The organism is Methanosphaerula palustris E1-9c (assembly GCF_000021965.1).
GTDB lineage: Archaea > Halobacteriota > Methanomicrobia > Methanomicrobiales > Methanospirillaceae > Methanosphaerula > Methanosphaerula palustris.
The window spans coordinates 1201182-1216015 of record NC_011832.1 but is presented as its reverse complement, the minus strand read 5'-3'; the positions used below and the strand labels follow the sequence as shown (position 1 = coordinate 1216015).

General features: G+C 48.7%; 11 protein-coding genes, 1 tRNA gene and 2 rRNA genes. 5 read left to right on the top strand and 9 right to left on the bottom strand.

The features are described from left to right. Positions 1 to 46: 46 nt before the first annotated feature. The 3 genes from MPAL_RS05900 to MPAL_RS05890 form a co-directional block, all read right to left on the bottom strand. Positions 47 to 2970, bottom strand: a 23S ribosomal RNA gene (locus MPAL_RS05900). 111 nt (positions 2971 to 3081) lie between these two features. Continuing rightward, positions 3082 to 3154: transfer RNA gene (locus tag MPAL_RS05895), tRNA-Thr, on the bottom strand. A gap of 62 nt (positions 3155 to 3216) precedes the next feature. Then, a 16S ribosomal RNA gene (locus MPAL_RS05890) occupies positions 3217 to 4683 on the bottom strand. Together the 16S and 23S rRNA genes with 1 tRNA gene alongside form the textbook arrangement of a ribosomal RNA operon. A 648-nt stretch (positions 4684 to 5331) precedes the next feature. Here MPAL_RS05890 and MPAL_RS05885 point away from each other — a divergent pair. Next, a complete protein-coding gene (locus tag MPAL_RS05885) occupies positions 5332 to 6138 on the top strand; it encodes an esterase/lipase family protein (protein ID WP_012617841.1) in 807 nt (268 codons plus the stop codon). Between the two features lie 186 nt (positions 6139 to 6324). Here the strand turns inward: MPAL_RS05885 and MPAL_RS05880 are convergent, their stop codons facing one another. From MPAL_RS05880 to MPAL_RS16230, 5 genes are all read right to left on the bottom strand, one after another. After that, entirely contained in the window at positions 6325 to 6876 is a 552-nt protein-coding gene (locus MPAL_RS05880; protein ID WP_012617840.1) for an NADPH-dependent FMN reductase, read from the bottom strand. Between the two features lie 112 nt (positions 6877 to 6988). Beyond that, complete coding sequence (locus tag MPAL_RS05875; protein WP_012617839.1) at positions 6989 to 7600, bottom strand: isochorismatase family protein; 612 nt, start codon at positions 7598 to 7600, stop codon at positions 6989 to 6991. A gap of 107 nt (positions 7601 to 7707) precedes the next feature. Further along, positions 7708 to 8409 carry a CDGSH iron-sulfur domain-containing protein gene (locus MPAL_RS05870; RefSeq protein WP_012617838.1) on the bottom strand — a complete coding sequence of 234 codons (702 nt, stop codon included), beginning with the start codon at positions 8407 to 8409 and terminating at the stop codon, positions 7708 to 7710. A gap of 134 nt (positions 8410 to 8543) precedes the next feature. Continuing rightward, on the bottom strand, positions 8544 to 9023 hold the full coding sequence (locus MPAL_RS05865) for an ester cyclase (protein ID WP_236610445.1): 480 nt from the start codon (positions 9021 to 9023) through the stop codon (positions 8544 to 8546). A 997-nt stretch (positions 9024 to 10020) separates the two neighbouring features. Beyond that, entirely contained in the window at positions 10021 to 10176 is a 156-nt protein-coding gene (locus MPAL_RS16230) for a hypothetical protein (RefSeq protein ID WP_158303638.1), read from the bottom strand. A gap of 171 nt (positions 10177 to 10347) precedes the next feature. Between MPAL_RS16230 and MPAL_RS05855 the strand changes: the two genes are divergently transcribed. The 3 genes from MPAL_RS05855 to MPAL_RS05845 all read left to right on the top strand — a co-directional run bounded on the left by MPAL_RS05855 (position 10348) and on the right by MPAL_RS05845 (position 12146). After that, positions 10348 to 10899: a putative zinc-binding protein gene (locus MPAL_RS05855; protein ID WP_012617836.1), complete on the top strand. Its 552-nt coding sequence runs from the start codon at positions 10348 to 10350 to the stop codon at positions 10897 to 10899. A 258-nt stretch (positions 10900 to 11157) separates the two neighbouring features. Then, complete coding sequence (locus MPAL_RS15745) at positions 11158 to 11337, top strand: hypothetical protein (protein WP_148208153.1); 180 nt, start codon at positions 11158 to 11160, stop codon at positions 11335 to 11337. A 5-nt stretch (positions 11338 to 11342) separates the two neighbouring features. Beyond that, complete coding sequence (locus tag MPAL_RS05845; RefSeq protein WP_012617834.1) at positions 11343 to 12146, top strand: sulfite exporter TauE/SafE family protein; 804 nt, start codon at positions 11343 to 11345, stop codon at positions 12144 to 12146. Positions 12147 to 12293: 147 nt separating this feature from the next. On the opposite strand, the gene MPAL_RS05840 is transcribed toward MPAL_RS05845, so the two are convergent. Beyond that, on the bottom strand, positions 12294 to 13331 hold the full coding sequence (locus MPAL_RS05840) for a sensor histidine kinase (protein WP_083767002.1): 1038 nt from the start codon (positions 13329 to 13331) through the stop codon (positions 12294 to 12296). 892 nt (positions 13332 to 14223) lie between these two features. Between MPAL_RS05840 and MPAL_RS17485 the strand changes: the two genes are divergently transcribed. Continuing rightward, a complete protein-coding gene (locus tag MPAL_RS17485; protein WP_012617831.1) occupies positions 14224 to 14544 on the top strand; it encodes a two-CW domain-containing protein in 321 nt (106 codons plus the stop codon). Positions 14545 to 14834 lie beyond the last annotated feature (290 nt).

Here is a 14834-nt window from a genome sequence, read left to right as displayed (position 1 = left end):
TATAATTTAGCACTCCAGATTTCGTCTGGGTTCAACTCAAGTTTGCAAGTACTAGAGTTTGGACGTTAGTGCTTGCGGACTGAACACGTCGTAACCTTCGTGCTTACATCCCAAGTCTATCAAACGGATCTTTTATCCATGTCCTCAACGGAGTCTCTTTTTAGGCTGGGTTTCAAGCTTAGATGCTTTCAGCTTTTATCCCTTATCGCGTAGCCGCTCGGCATTGCCTTGTCAGACAACCGATCAACCAGTGGCGACGAGTGAAAGTTCCTCTCGTACTATTTCATTCTTGCCTTCAGACTCCTGACACTCCTAATAGATAGTAACCGACCTGTCTCACGACGGTCTAAACCCAGCTCACGATCCCCTTTAATAGGCGAACAACCTCACCCTTGGCTGCTGCTGCACAGCCAGGATGGAAAGAACCGACATCGAGGTAGCAAGCCGCCGGGTCGATATGTGCTCTTGCCGGCGACGACTCTGTTATCCCCGGGGTAGCTTTTCTGTAGTCAATAGCCCTCACCAAAAGGACATATTGGTTCGTTAGACCCGAGTTTCCTCTCGCGATCATTTGCTTTTCATGATCGCGTCAGGCCAACTTATGCTCTTGACACTCTCCTGTGAGTTTCTGACTCACATGAGTTGACCTTAGGGCACCCTTGATATTTTTTCGAGGGTGTGGCGCCCCACCCAAACTGCCTACCTATCGATGTCCTCACAAAGGAGTGAGAGTTACAGAGTAACAAGGATGGTGTCTCATTGTTGGCTCCCCGTCCTCCGAAAAGAACGGATATAACACCTCCCATCTACACTGCGCAAGTAACACCGTAACTCAACGACAGGCTGCAGTAAAGCTCCACGGGGTCTTCACTTCCCATTAGGAGTCCCTAGTCTCTGCACTAGGACAAAAAGTTCAACGGATTTGTGTTAGGGACAGTAGAGCTCTCATTAATCCATTCATGCAAGTCGCCAATTAAGCGACAAGGTACTACGCTACCTTAAGAGGGTCATAGTTACCCCCGCCGTTTACAAGTCCTTCGTCCCGTTGAACCGGGTGTTCAGATACTTGCACTGGGCAGGAATCACAGACTATACTAGTCCTTACGGAGTTGCAGTCTGCTATGTTGTTATTAGACAGTTAGAGCTCCCTGGTCACTGCGACCTGCCTGATCTCCAGGCAGGCACCCCTTATTCCGAAGTTACGGGGCCAATTTGCCGAGTTCCCTTAACACAATTAAATCCGACACGCCTTCGCCTCTTCAGCGAGGGGCACCTGTGTCGGTTCTCGGTACGGACATCTAATTCCCTTTTCACGGGCTCCAGGAATTTGCTGGGTTTCCCCATCACGTATTCCTCTGCTTCTCACCATTACGGTACTCCACAGAATTCGACGCTTAGACGGAGCGATAACTCCGCCCAGCATATCCCAAAGCGTCAGGGCTTGCGCTTAAAACTAGATGGTACAGGAATATTAACCTGTTTCCCTGTTGGCGTACTCGAATTACGGTACGTCTTAGGACCGACTAACCCTTGGCTGACGAACATTGCCAAGGAAACCTAGCCCCTGCGGCGGTTGGGATTCTCACCCAACTATGCTTCTACTATTGCCAGAATTCTCATTTCTACACGGTCCATTGGAACTTACGCCCCAACTTCCACCCATGCAGAACGCCTCTCTACTGGATCACCTTGCGGTGCCCCGAGGTCTCTGTAGTAGGTTTTAGCCCCGTCCATTTTCAGTGCCCTAAACCTTGACTGGTAAGCTGTTACGCACTTTTTAAAGGGTAGCTGCTTCTGAGCTCACCTCCCAGTTGTCTTTGGCCTAGGACCGCTTTCAGTGTTGACACTTAACCTACATTGAGGGACATTAACCTCGGTCTGGGTTGTCTCCCTTACGGACTACAAGCTTACCCCGTAGCCCGGACTTCCAGCCTTCTACGATGATAGGGAGTTTGGAGTTTGACAGGGGGGTGAGCAGTTTCCCGCCCAGCTCCCCCAATCAGTGCTCTACCTCACTATCGATCTCCAGCCAGGTCATGCTGCGACATGTTTCGAGAGGAACCAGCGGATGCCTAGTTCGATTAATCTTTCACTCCTATACACAGGTCACGGGAATGATTTGCATATCAAAACCCCATTCGGTCCTCCACGCAACTTTCGTCACGCTTCAACCTGCCCACGCATAGATCACTAGGCTTCGGGTCTTATCCTGCTGACTCCGCGCACTTTTAATACGCCGTCTCACACCCGAAGGCTACAGACTTGTTGGTTTCCCTTCGGCTCCCCTTTCGGGTTAACCTTCGCCAACAGAATAAACTCTCTGGCCCGTTCTTCAAAACGTACGTTATAACATTGGCAACCATACCCGTACTACCGCCTCGCGACGGGTTCCTTCGCATGGAAGATCCTTTAACGCTATAACCCGCTATCACCTATCAATTTCAGGCACTTTTAACCACCTTTCTGGGGTTACTTTTCAGCCTTCGCTCACGCTACTAATACGCTATCGGTTTCGAGGAGTATTTAGTTTTGGAAGTTAGTGACTCCCAGATTCCCGCGAGAATTCCGACCCACGGTACTCAAGACTTCACTTAGTTTGTGCCGGTTTACGTGTACGGGACTATCACCCTCTATGGTACGACGTTCCAGACGACTTTCACTTAACAGACACAAGCATAACAGTGAGCTTACAACACCACATCTCCCTTGCGGGATTCAGTTTGAACTCTGTCGTGTTCGATCGCCTCTACTAACGACATCTCGATTGATTTCTTCTCCTGCCCCTACTAAGATGTTTCAATTCGGGGCGTTTCCAATCCTTACGGATCGACACAAAAGTGTCAGGATGTCCCATTAGGGTATCTTCGGATCGTTGGCTCCGTGCGCCTCCCCGAAGCTTATCGCAGCTTGGCACGCCCTTCATCGGCTCTCGAACCGAGCCATCCACTGATAGGCTTAATTCTAGTACTCTTTGATGTTGAACCCATTTAACGTCCAGAGTGCTAAACCATTACACGGCATCGTCAGGTCATTAACCTTCAGCCCTTCCCTGATGATTCACATCTCCAGGTGCATCGAAAGTGGACTCAATAGGATTTGAACCTATGGCCTCCACCCCACAAGGGTGGCGCTCTTCCAACTGAGCTATGAGCCCTCTGCTTTAATTGACACTGGCTATTTTGTGTTCTGTTCAGCAACTGCCATCCCAAATTCATTAGGAGGTGATCCAGCCGCAGATTCCCCTACGGCTACCTTGTTACGACTTAACCCCTCTTGCGGAACCTAGATTCGACTACGGCGAAAACCGCAGCCTCATCAAGACCCCACTCGAGTGGTTTGACGGGCGGTGTGTGCAAGGAGCAGGGACATATTCACCGCGCCATTTTGAGACGCGATTACTACAGATTCCAGCTTCATGCGGGCGAGTTGCAACCCGCAATCCGAACTACGGACAGGTTTAAGAGATTGCCTTCACCTTTCGGTGTCGATACCCATTGTCCTGCCCATTGTAGCCCGCGTGTAGCCCGGATAATTCGGGGCATGCTGACCTACCGTTGCCCATTCCTTCCTCCTCTTTAGCAGAGGCGGTCCCAACAGTGTCCTCATCATCCCGAAGGACATGCTAGCAACTGTTGGCGTGGGTCTCGCTCGTTGCCTGACTTAACAGGATGCTTCACAGTACGAACTGACGACGGCCATGCACCTCCTCTCAGCTAGTCAAGCAAAGTCTTCAGCCTGGCTATCATCCCGCTGTCTTATCCGGTGAGGTTTCCGGCGTTGAGTCCGATTAAACCGCAGGCTCCACCTGTTGTGGTGCTCCCCCGCCAATTCCTTTAAGTTTCAGCCTTGCGACCGTACTTCCCAGGCGGCACGTTTCACGGTTTCCCTTCGGCACCTCGGTGACTCGTGGTCACCGATACACCTAACGCGCATCGTTTACGGCTGGGACTACCCGGGTATCTAATCCGGTTTGCTCCCCCAGCTTTCGTCCCTCACTGTCGGAGCCGTTCTGGTGAGACGCCTACGCCACAGGTGGTCCCCCAAGGATTACAGGATTTCACTCCTACCCCTGGAGTACCTCTCACCTCTCCCGGTCCCTAGATTGCCAGTATCCCTTAAACGCCTGTCGGTTAAGCCGACAGATTTCCCAAGAGACTTAACAACCAAGCTACGGACGCTTTAAGCCCAGTAATAGTGGCCACCACTCGAGCCGCCGGTATTACCGCGGCGGCTGGCACCGGTCTTGCCCGGCCCTTTCTTCACCTGTTTTTTAAGCAGATGGACAGCCCGCGTTTACGGGCACTCGGAGTTCCCTTATCACGGTTTCCCGCATTGTAAAGTTTTCGCGCCTGCTGCGCCCCGTAGGGCCTGGATTCGTGTCTCAGAATCCATCTCCGGGCTCTTGCTCCCACAACCCGTACCGATCAATGGCTTGTTGGGCCGTTACCCCAACAACTACCTAATCGGCCGCAGACCCATCCTAAGGCGATGAATCTTTTATCTATAGGACATTCCAGTCTCCATAGACTATGGGGTATTATCCCCAGTTTCCCGGGGTTATCCCCCACCTTAGGGTAGGTTATCCACGTGTTACTGAGCAGTATGCCGAGGTCTTGCACCTCTCGACTCGCATGGCTTAATCGAACTCCGATAGCAGTGGCCTCTGGCAGGATCAACCAGAATTAAGTTGAAATACACACTATACTATCTGAAATTTTATGGAATTGGCAGTTACTAAACAAAATTCCACATTGCCAGTATCAATGTCAGAACCGATCCCGAAACACGCCGGGGAACTCGATTCTCCATCACAGAGGGTAATATTCTATGGTATTACCGTAAACTATCTGCACTCTCATGCAGACGTTTGCTCGCGGTCGTTGTTTGTTACAACGCGAGATACTTATGTTGAACGCTGAGCCATATATACCTTAGTATCAATCGATTCATTGAAGCAAACGATACATGCGCTCTTCACAATCACTCGCATTCCATTACAACGCGAGATACTTATGTTGAACGCTCGGACATATATACTTTACTTCAAATCCCGATTCGTCGAATCGGAGTCTGAAGACGCCCTTCACAATCACTCGTGTCGACTTCGCAACGCGAGATACTTATGTTGCATGTTGATACTTATATAAGTTATTCTGAATTCCAAGGATCTGAACCGGAATTGCAGGAATTGGCCAGCATCATCTATCTTGAGGTATTTCTTACGCGCGATGATATCAAAAAATCATTTTCATTCACAGGATCACCAGGTACAGAATTGAGAGTTCAACCCGATCGCATACATTTTCTTTCACAGCACCAAATAATACTACAATGTGTGATAACCGATACCCTGTGATTCTGGTGCATGGATGGAACAGCCATCCAGGCATCTGGAAAAGACTGGTGAGTCGTCTAGATGAAGCCAGCATTCCATACAGGAGATTTGATCATACAGGAATGAAGTGTTCAACATTGCCGGAGATCTCTGAATCACTCCATCATTACCTCCAAGAAGTACAGGATGATAATGGCTGGTCTGGACCTATCGACATAGTATGTCATTCGCTCGGAGCCTGTATCGTCCGTTACCTCCTTGAGGTAATGGATGGGACAGAGCGAGCACACACAGTCAGGCAGTTGATATGTCTAGGCCCAACCAACAACGGCTCGGCACTCGCGGAACTCTTTAACGATCCACAATCTGGTAAGAAAATAATCGAACAGCTCACCGGTGTTTTTATTCCACAGGAATTTGATCCAGCCGTTGATCCGTTCGTACAGGACGTACGTCCCAGAAGTACATTCATACACAGCCTTTGTGCCGCCGGCTTACGGTCCGATATAATTTACCGAATTATCGTGACCGCAAATCCAAATAATATCCCTGGATTTTTCCCCTGGTTTGAAGGAAAAACATGGGAGATTGCTGAAGATGGGAAATACCAGAAGACACTGAACGGCGATGGTATTGTGGCGCACAGGGAGTCTGCCCTATCAGGCATACCCCTCGATATCCTCTCAGCACCCCTAGAACAGGTGGATCATCTGACACCAGACCAGTACTGCCACATTTACCTACCCAAAAATCCTATTGTGATAGAACAGGTTATGCAGTTCCTAACAAGTGAAGCAGATTGAAAAAAGAGCGGGTTTCTGCAATAAATTGCTTCATAAATTCAATATACCATTTTATTCCGCATTAGGATGAATATAGATCCCCCAGACAAAGCCGGACACCTGTTCAAAAAAGATGAGTGGAGAGCACCAACGATAAAAATTCCGTCGATCGTTCATAATACAAAATTCACAGACAGAACCACTGCATCAGGCAGCAATTTTTTTCACCCAGGCGACATAATGGTCCATCCAGTTCTGCAGGAAATGTCTGCTTCCTTCACCGATATTACCGACCTCGTCGAACAACCCATCCCGAACCTGGATAAATGCTTCGGGTTGTCCAAGCGTTGGCACATCCAAATGTGCAAGAACATTGCGTAAATGCTGCTGAACCAGGGCCGTCCCAACAGCACCAGTCGAAGCGCCAAGAATACCAGCCGGCTTGCCAGCCCAGACATTCTGACCGTGAGGACGCGAGGCATGGTCGATTGCGTTCTTGAGAACGCCAGGTATCGATCGGTTATACTCGGGCGTAACAAATAGAAGTCCCTGAGCTGCAGAGATCTCATCCTTCAGGCGTTTAACTGATTCGGCCTGGTTTCCATCGTCGTCCTGATTATAAAGGGGCAAGTCCCCGATTTGCACCTGCTTGAACGAAAATTCCGGGGGTGCCAGTTTAACTATGGCGTTTGCTAACTTCCGGTTGAATGAATCCTTACGGAGACTTCCAATAATAACCGCAATCTGGTATCTGCTCATGATATTCACCTCTTCTCGGTGTTATAACTTCACTCATTCGTACTCCACATATGAGTGGAACAACTCGATTCCCCTTTCATCGAATCAAAAAATGAATCAACATTGGGCTTGGTTATTGAAGCCCAATCAGGGCACCGTACCTAGAATATACTTCCTTAACGAGTTCACCTGCCTTCGGGTTACCCCAGTCATGCATCCATTCAGATACCAGAGATTCCACCGTGATGGGAACCACCCCTGCCTGAATCATCCGTTCAATACCAAATTTGTGGGCATCAGACGTAGAATCGCCGGCTGCATCCATCAGCCCGTAGACTTCGTATCCTTCTCTTAAACCATGGAGAGCTGTATACGCAAAGCACATACTTGTCCACAGCCCTGAAACAACCATCTTCTTCCGGCCGGTTTTTTTAAATGCATTCCAGGTCTTTTCGTCTTCGAACGCATCGAAACTGGGAATAGTCCGGGCGAACACTTCCTGGTCGGGGAACAAACCTGTAATCTCCGCGAAGAACTCTCCGTTATTCTGCGGCCCAATTGACGATAGCACGGCTGGAATACCCAGGATACGTGCCGCCTTTGCGGCGCAATATGCGGCGTTTCGTATGATTGTCTTATCACCAGAAGCAACACCTGCAATCATCTTGGGCTGAAAGTCCACGAGGACAAGCGCGCTGTTCAGATTGGTAAGTAATGCAAGATTTTCATCGTTTAAATTTGCCATATTCATACCTCCATAAATGGTTCCTGAATCATAAGGAATTCTTCAACTGATGTACGATGCATCAGCCTCATTTTCTTAGACTCACATTCCTTCTATGTAAATTTACGTCATCGTTCCACATGGCTGCCATCACAGAACGGTTTATTTCCCGATCTTCCGCACCGACAGAGGGTAACCCGATTCCGAACCTCATACGAATCGCCATCAGCAGATATGACCGGGATGCCGCCACGAACCCAGAGTGGCCCATGCTCATCCCGGGGTGGGTACTCGATAACGACAATCGATCTCTCAAGTTCAGGCTCAATTGCTTCGCCGGTCGTATTGTCATAGACGACGAGCCGGCCCGATGGACAGTTACCGGCCTCCTCGATGGCGATATCCCGGGCAGTTGGATCTCCAGACTGCTGAACAAGATTCCAGATCCCCCCGGCCCGCATACAGAATCGGGCGTGGACACAGAGGTGTTCGTTATCGGTCAGGGAGAGAGCAGGACCCTCGATCACCTCTGCACCATCACGGTAGGGTTCATGGTCCCCTGCTTCAGTTCCATCAAAGTGAATCTTGGCATGCGTCCCGTCGCAGAAAGGCTTGTTCTTAGAGTGGCCGCATCGACAGAGGGCATACTGCTCCTGCAGGGGATATCGTTTCACCAATCGCCAGGTCCGGCAATAGCCCTCGTCATCATTACAGATCTCTTCGCTTGTGAGAGGCACCCCACCAGTTACGATATAGGGGCCGTCCCTGCTCACGGTGATCTTCATTGCATCGTCTCTGATCTTCGATGATTTTGGATTTTCTTCTGTCATAGTCAGATTCAGTCCTTTTATATGATCAGGTATCTGTGTGATACAGATTGTTGATTTTTCAGGGAGAACACACGAAGTCCTCGACTCAAATGTTCTTTATCTCTCCTAAAAAAGGGGGGATTATCCAGATATTCTCACATCAGACCGATCTGCTGCATCAGAGAGATCTTGTCGTAGAAGAGTTTTTCCTCAATGATCTCCTCATCCTTCCAATGGGCAACCGTACAGAACTCCACACTGAACTTCTTTCCGTTTGGTTCGATCACCTTTCCATCGGGAGTGGTCATCGGACCTTTGAAGGTACCTGTGAACTCGGCGACAGAACAGGTCCAGTCTTCCTGACCGAACAGCACTTTGTAAGGCCGGTTTCCAACTCTGTTATCGGGAAAGATCTTAAAAAATGCAATTGCTTCTTCCCTATGGGACAGTCGGCCATGCGTCGGATCTGCCTGTCCTGGCCAGAAGACATCGACATGTGATGCATGGCGTTTATCAAATGTTTCCCAATCCTGCGAATTCCAGGCATCATCCAGCGTCTGCATGAGACGCTTATTTTCCTCTACGGTTGACATTATAGCATCCCTTAGTATTATCTGAAACACAAGCGGACTCATGAATCACGAATACTAATGGGTGAATGGATTCTGGATTATATATAGATTTAGGAGATATTGGGTCGTACATCTCAATTCACCCCCCATGACGATGAATAGTGGTCGCGACATCAAACCAACCCAGCGAGATCGATCGACCATGGCCATTACAATCGATTCCGGAATGAGGGGAAAAATCGAGGAAGACGAAAGGAAGATTCATCATAAAAATTTGCGATAGAGTACGAAGATTGCGGCAAAACCTGACGCAAAATCAGGGTATATTACTCACCCCGCCCAATACAATGTGTTCACAACAGTGAACAGGAAAGCGTCTATGAACATATACCATGCGAATAACGATGGACTCGCAGTCAACCCGGCCATATCCGGCTCTGCTGCCCGTGCCTATCCCGGCATTAAGTCGGAACGGCCCGTGAAACAGTTCAGCGATATCCGAAGCTTCGGGCAGCGTTGTCGCCCAATGGAACTGAAAAGGACAGACTCACCAGTGATTGCACTACACCTGATGTGTGGGCGATCTGCTGTCCGTGGTATGCGTTCGTGAAATAGATATCCTGATTTCACGTCCTCGTACTCTACCGGAAGTGCCATTCGGGCTCACACTCCTCCGTCAGAGTCAATATACATACCAGAATAAATCTCCTCATGCAACACACAGCACACACCTGCTGTGATATCCGGGAAGAGATGTCTCGCTCCTCCCGGTAGGATACTCTTTTTTCTTACCGGATCTCCAAAAGGATCATGGAAAAACTGATCGAACACCATTAAATGAAAGCCGATTATATTCAGATATCCACCTCCATTCCAATTTGTCGAAGGAACGGTGCTGCTGATTCATTCAATATGTACATCTTATGCTTCGACCGGTAATACGACTCAACAAGGCCACCCATCTTCAGCACACCCAGAGTATATAACAAAAGATTCTGAGGTTCGGCAAAAACATACCAGAATTCACAGACGCAGTGATCCCGGTTGAGAAGCATCAGAATTATTTTAAGCCGGATCGGAGACTGATAAGTTTGAGTGTTGCGCTCGTTCTTTTAATGTTCTCGCTCTCGAAGAGTTCCTTTTCATGACCGAGTTCCTGCTCCCAGTCGCTTCTGACAGCACAGTCCGAAGGGCAGCATCGTACGCGTTTTTCCATTACTACCGAGAAGCTCTTATCAGGCAAAAAATTAAGGCATCCGGCCATCAGATCCAAAAGATTCCAAACATTCTGATAATCCAGGATCGTTTAATTTCAATTATTTTTGATATCTGGTTCCAGGATATATACGGCGCACCACACACCCATGATAATTCAGAGGTGAGATGCATGGAATTCGAGATCGTAAAGATTGCAAAAATGATCGGAAAATGTCCGACCTGTGAAGAATACGCAGAGAAGAATGCGACAACTCCACCAAAGATTACAGTTATGGCATGCGAAGGGGCGTGTGCAAAGGGTGAAGTGCCCCGCCGGGTTGCAAATATAATCGCCCACCGCCTCTCCCGCGATGAGACCGTCCGGATCTGTCTTGGCGGTGCATTCACGAAGGATACTGGCCAACGGAATCTCGTTCGACGGGCAGAAGAGGTGATCGCGATTGAGAGCTGCTTTATCGCGTGTTCATCGCGGATGATGGCCGGCGTGCTGCCAGACCTCACACCCACAGTCGTGCAGGCCGATACAAAATATGATGAACCGCTCCCCTTTGGTGTTGATGAAGTGCCGGATGAGATGTTATCCATATATGCATACCAGGTGGCAGAGCAGATCGTACACGAGCATATCCGGAACGGTGGAATCTGCTGCGCACCAACCAGGAAAAAGGAGTGCTGTGCGGACATACACATTCCCCGATCATCCGATGGATGCGGGAAGTAAACCATCTCCAGAACAAGGAAGAATTCCTGCCCTGTATTCTTCTCAGACTCTCTCAAATATTCTTTTTTCCGCTTGGAGAATTTCAGTACCATCATTCCTCGAACATAGGCAAGTCCCCCTGTTTGTACGAAATCGACATATTCCAGAAGATGCCACATGGTGCCCTTCACAAGTTTTTTAATGCACCCGCCCCAATAACATTCACAATTGTGAATTGAGGATCTCTGTCCACAAGAGATAGAAGCCCGTGGTAAAACAATGCAGACGACAACATCAACCAGCCCATCTTTCAGGATAGACCCACTTCGATTCCAGCAACATCTCGACGGAAATCTGCATTATAGAAAGAAGAGACAGGAAAATTTCAGCATTCCACAACCAGATTTTCCTGACGTTTACCACAAGGCACATGACCTGGCCATAGCCCAGAGGAAGTAACCATCGTGTTCGGTTACAGTATTGCGTTTTTCATTGCTGGGGGGATCGGCCTGATCGCTTCCATTATTGGAATGGGAGGAGGTTTTCTCTATGTCCCTACGCTCACACTGCTCTTCGGTTTGGACCAGAAGACAGCTGTTGGAACCAGTCTTGCAGCGATGATCTTCTCATCGAGTACTGCTACACTCATATACTGGAGACAGAAAAAAATTCTGATTACTCTTGCGGCACTCCTGACCCTGCCCGCAATGATATTTTCTATGCTCGGTTCGCTCATCACCGTGTATTTCGACGCGAGGATCCTGGTCATCCTTTTTGCACTCGTACTGATCCTCATGTCCCTGCAGATGCTTGTTCCTTCCCTCTGCTTTGTCCCGGCGATCACATGGGGGCCATCCATCGCAATCAACCCGTCGGTCTCTCGTGAACATAGCAAACCGATCCGGGTTCCCTGCATTCACCTTGTGATATGGGGAGCGATGGGGGGGTTGGTGAGCGGGATTACTGGAACCAGCGGTGGGGCGCTTTTTGTCCCGGCCCTCGTCGTCCTTGGAGTCCCGATACATTTGGCGGTTGCGACATCCCTTCTAACGATCATCCCCACCTCGATCACAGGAGCTGCCACCCACATCGCTCTCGGAAATATCTCCCTACCCTACGTGGTAGTTTACGGAGCTGGTGCAGTTCTCGGTGCATTTGCTGGAGCATCTCTTGCTCCGCGAATCCAGGCAGATCATATCAAGAGAGTGTTTGGAATCCTCCTGATCAGTATTGCACTCTTGATGATTCAGCAGAAAATTCTGGGCTAAAGGTATACCACCTATCCTACAGATGCTATTCCTGTCATGCAGGATATATTCAGTTCCATCGAAGGACTCTGTAGAGTTCTTTGCTCTATCCCATGACCAGATCACAGGAGAATGCAGGGGCGCTCCAGTTCTTATAGTTCGCTCAGTTCAATTTGATCCGGAATTGACAAGCCGGTATGAATCCTTCGGTACGGTTATTTCAAATCTCGCCCCTGCCCCAAATGTTCCGGTTTCCTGGATCTCAATGCGGGTGATAGACAGGATCTCCCGGACAAGGAAGAGCCCAAGCCCTGTGTTCTTCCCATGCCCTTTCTTGAAGATCTTCTCTTTCTCAGTTTGGAGAACCCCCACGCCATCATCCTCCCAGACAACAACCAGCCCCTCTGCCAGTTCCACGCCGCAAACCTGGATCTGGTGCACCTGCCCACCATGGCGGATTGCATTATCCACAAGGTTATAAAATACTCGTGAAATGAGCGGATCCGCATAAATCTCATACAAACCAAGACCAGGATCCACCTCTATCGGAACGGAATGAACCAATTCCTGAACTCCAGCGATCACCTGGTGGATTTGCTGCCAGATTGGTGCCTGGACCCCGATATCCTGATAGTCATGAGTGAATACGATCATCTCCGTCAGATCTTGGATCTGCTGATCAAGTGTTTGCAGGTATCCCAGAAGGACAGGATCCTGATAATATGTCTGACTCAAGAGGTCGGTGAGAAGACCAAGAGTATGTATTTTATTGAGCATATCATGGCAGGTAATGCTTGAAAGGAGGTTTAACTTTGAATTGACCTGACGGAGGGTAGCCTCAACCTGCATTCGCCGTTCAATCTCCAGTTCAAGAGCGGCAGTCCGATCCAGGACAAGATCCAGTACCTTTGACGGGTGTTCAGATGGAGGAAGATCACGTGTCTGAATATCCCGCTGTACACTCAGATAGAACTCACAGGAACGGCAATTCCCGATCTTTGCGGCATAGGTCCCCTGGACTCTTCCTTCGCACATCGTACCGCAGATCGCCCAGCAGGTCCGACCTCCGTTCTTCCCGCCATTTACTCCATCAGCGCGAGTTTCAGTTGCTGCAGGACAGGCTCCGAGGTCTTCAACTCTGATGCCCCCAGGTTCTCTTCCGCATCTCTTAAACTCCCAACAATTTTTATCGACCATACCACTCATTGTTCCGGCTACATTCGCCACATTGATCAATGTTCAGTCTTTATTCCCCAATTTCATCCCAGATTAATCGGGAATCCGGGCTCCACTCAGTATATACCCACATGGAAAAAAATGATTGGGGACATCTTCAGATTCACAGGGAAAAAGACCTTCATTTTGACCCGCCAGAGATTTGAAAGGATACAGGAGATGTGCGATCTGGCCGGTTTATTTATCCAGCCATTCGTTCCGTTCAATCTCTGCCCGTGTCATAAGAGCCCCGATCGGACATGGGAGATCCACACTCCTACGAGCGGAAATGGATGATGTTGAGATTTCCAATTGAATATTTTTTGATAATGCGATTGTTGTCATAAAGAGATCCTCCCGGGCGTATTCTCTGCCCGAATTGCTAAATATTCTTCATCGATCTATTGGGTAAGGACTGTGTACACATATAACGACACACCATGGAACCTCCAGATGAGTTAGATTTTCATGTACCTGTTCCACACAACTCACCTCTCTCCTGAAAGCAGATTCCAACAATGACTACGAAACCATCTTTCAGGATACTCCATTTTGGATTAAAGATGAAGTACGTTGTTCTGGATTTAGTATTTTCTATATTAGGGATACCAAAAGATAAGGACTTCAAAACAGGCAAAAGTTGCTGATGAACATGCAAATAGTGGAGGGAACACACTGCATCAACTGGTCTTCTTCCGTCAGAAAGGTATGACTCAAGACCCCAGGTCAGAATTCTCCAGCGTTGTTACCTGTACATTCTCTCAGTCAAATGAAAGTCCGCGTAAAACAGTCGACAATAGTCCCTTTTTTTTGATAGAAAAATCAACATTGTTCCTGTCCTGCAGATATCAATCTGAATCAGCCCATTGCAGGGGGTATTTTTATGACTCATGAAAACTGTTGGGAATTTAAAAATTGTGGGCGTGAGCCTGGAGGAGTGAATGTATCGGAACTTGGGGTCTGCCCTGCATCAACTGAAACATTAGCAGATGGTGTGAATCATGGAATGAATGGGGGCCGGGCCTGCTGGGCGATCAGCGGTACGATGTGCGGTGGAAAGGTGCAGGGAACCCTTGCCACAAAGATCGGCAACTGTCTCAACTGCGAATTTTACCAGCGGGTACAGCGGGAGGAGAAACCCAGGTTTGAAACATCAGCAAAGATACTGGAGCGTCTGAACAAGGGATTCCCACCAGAATCATAAGAAAATACGTCGACATCTGGGAATCAGGCAATAATATCAATCGCTGCCACGAGATGCATCTCATCAGATAATTTTATCCAGTTTTCGGTTGGGTTGTAAAATTCGGTCAGTGAGATCGTCTCTCAATCAATCACTGTTGACAGGTATATAGGATTGAGATGCCATTGACCTTCGTAACGATATTCACTGGTTGATATCCATAAGGATAATAACCGGACAGGTCCACCAGTATGCCAGTAAAGAGCAGGCATTCAGAGGTGAACCCGCCCTTTCGGCCTCATGCCAGAGTA

Bases quoted from the DNA above. Each gene is read 5' to 3' on its own strand.
- MPAL_RS05885 (WP_012617841.1), top strand. From the start codon at position 5,332: ATGTGTGATAACCGATACCCTGTGATTCTGGTGCATGGATGGAACAGC.
- MPAL_RS05880 (WP_012617840.1), bottom strand. From the start codon at position 6,876: ATGAGCAGATACCAGATTGCGGTTATTATTGGAAGTCTCCGTAAGGAT.
- MPAL_RS05875 (WP_012617839.1), bottom strand. From the start codon at position 7,600: ATGGCAAATTTAAACGATGAAAATCTTGCATTACTTACCAATCTGAAC.
- MPAL_RS05870 (WP_012617838.1), bottom strand. From the start codon at position 8,409: ATGACAGAAGAAAATCCAAAATCATCGAAGATCAGAGACGATGCAATG.
- MPAL_RS05865 (WP_236610445.1), bottom strand. From the start codon at position 9,023: ATGAGTCCGCTTGTGTTTCAGATAATACTAAGGGATGCTATAATGTCA.
- MPAL_RS16230 (WP_158303638.1), bottom strand. From the start codon at position 10,176: ATGGAAAAACGCGTACGATGCTGCCCTTCGGACTGTGCTGTCAGAAGC.
- MPAL_RS05855 (WP_012617836.1), top strand. From the start codon at position 10,348: ATGGAATTCGAGATCGTAAAGATTGCAAAAATGATCGGAAAATGTCCG.
- MPAL_RS15745 (WP_148208153.1), top strand. From the start codon at position 11,158: ATGCAGACGACAACATCAACCAGCCCATCTTTCAGGATAGACCCACTT.
- MPAL_RS05840 (WP_083767002.1), bottom strand. From the start codon at position 13,331: ATGAGTGGTATGGTCGATAAAAATTGTTGGGAGTTTAAGAGATGCGGA.
- MPAL_RS17485 (WP_012617831.1), top strand. From the start codon at position 14,224: ATGACTCATGAAAACTGTTGGGAATTTAAAAATTGTGGGCGTGAGCCT.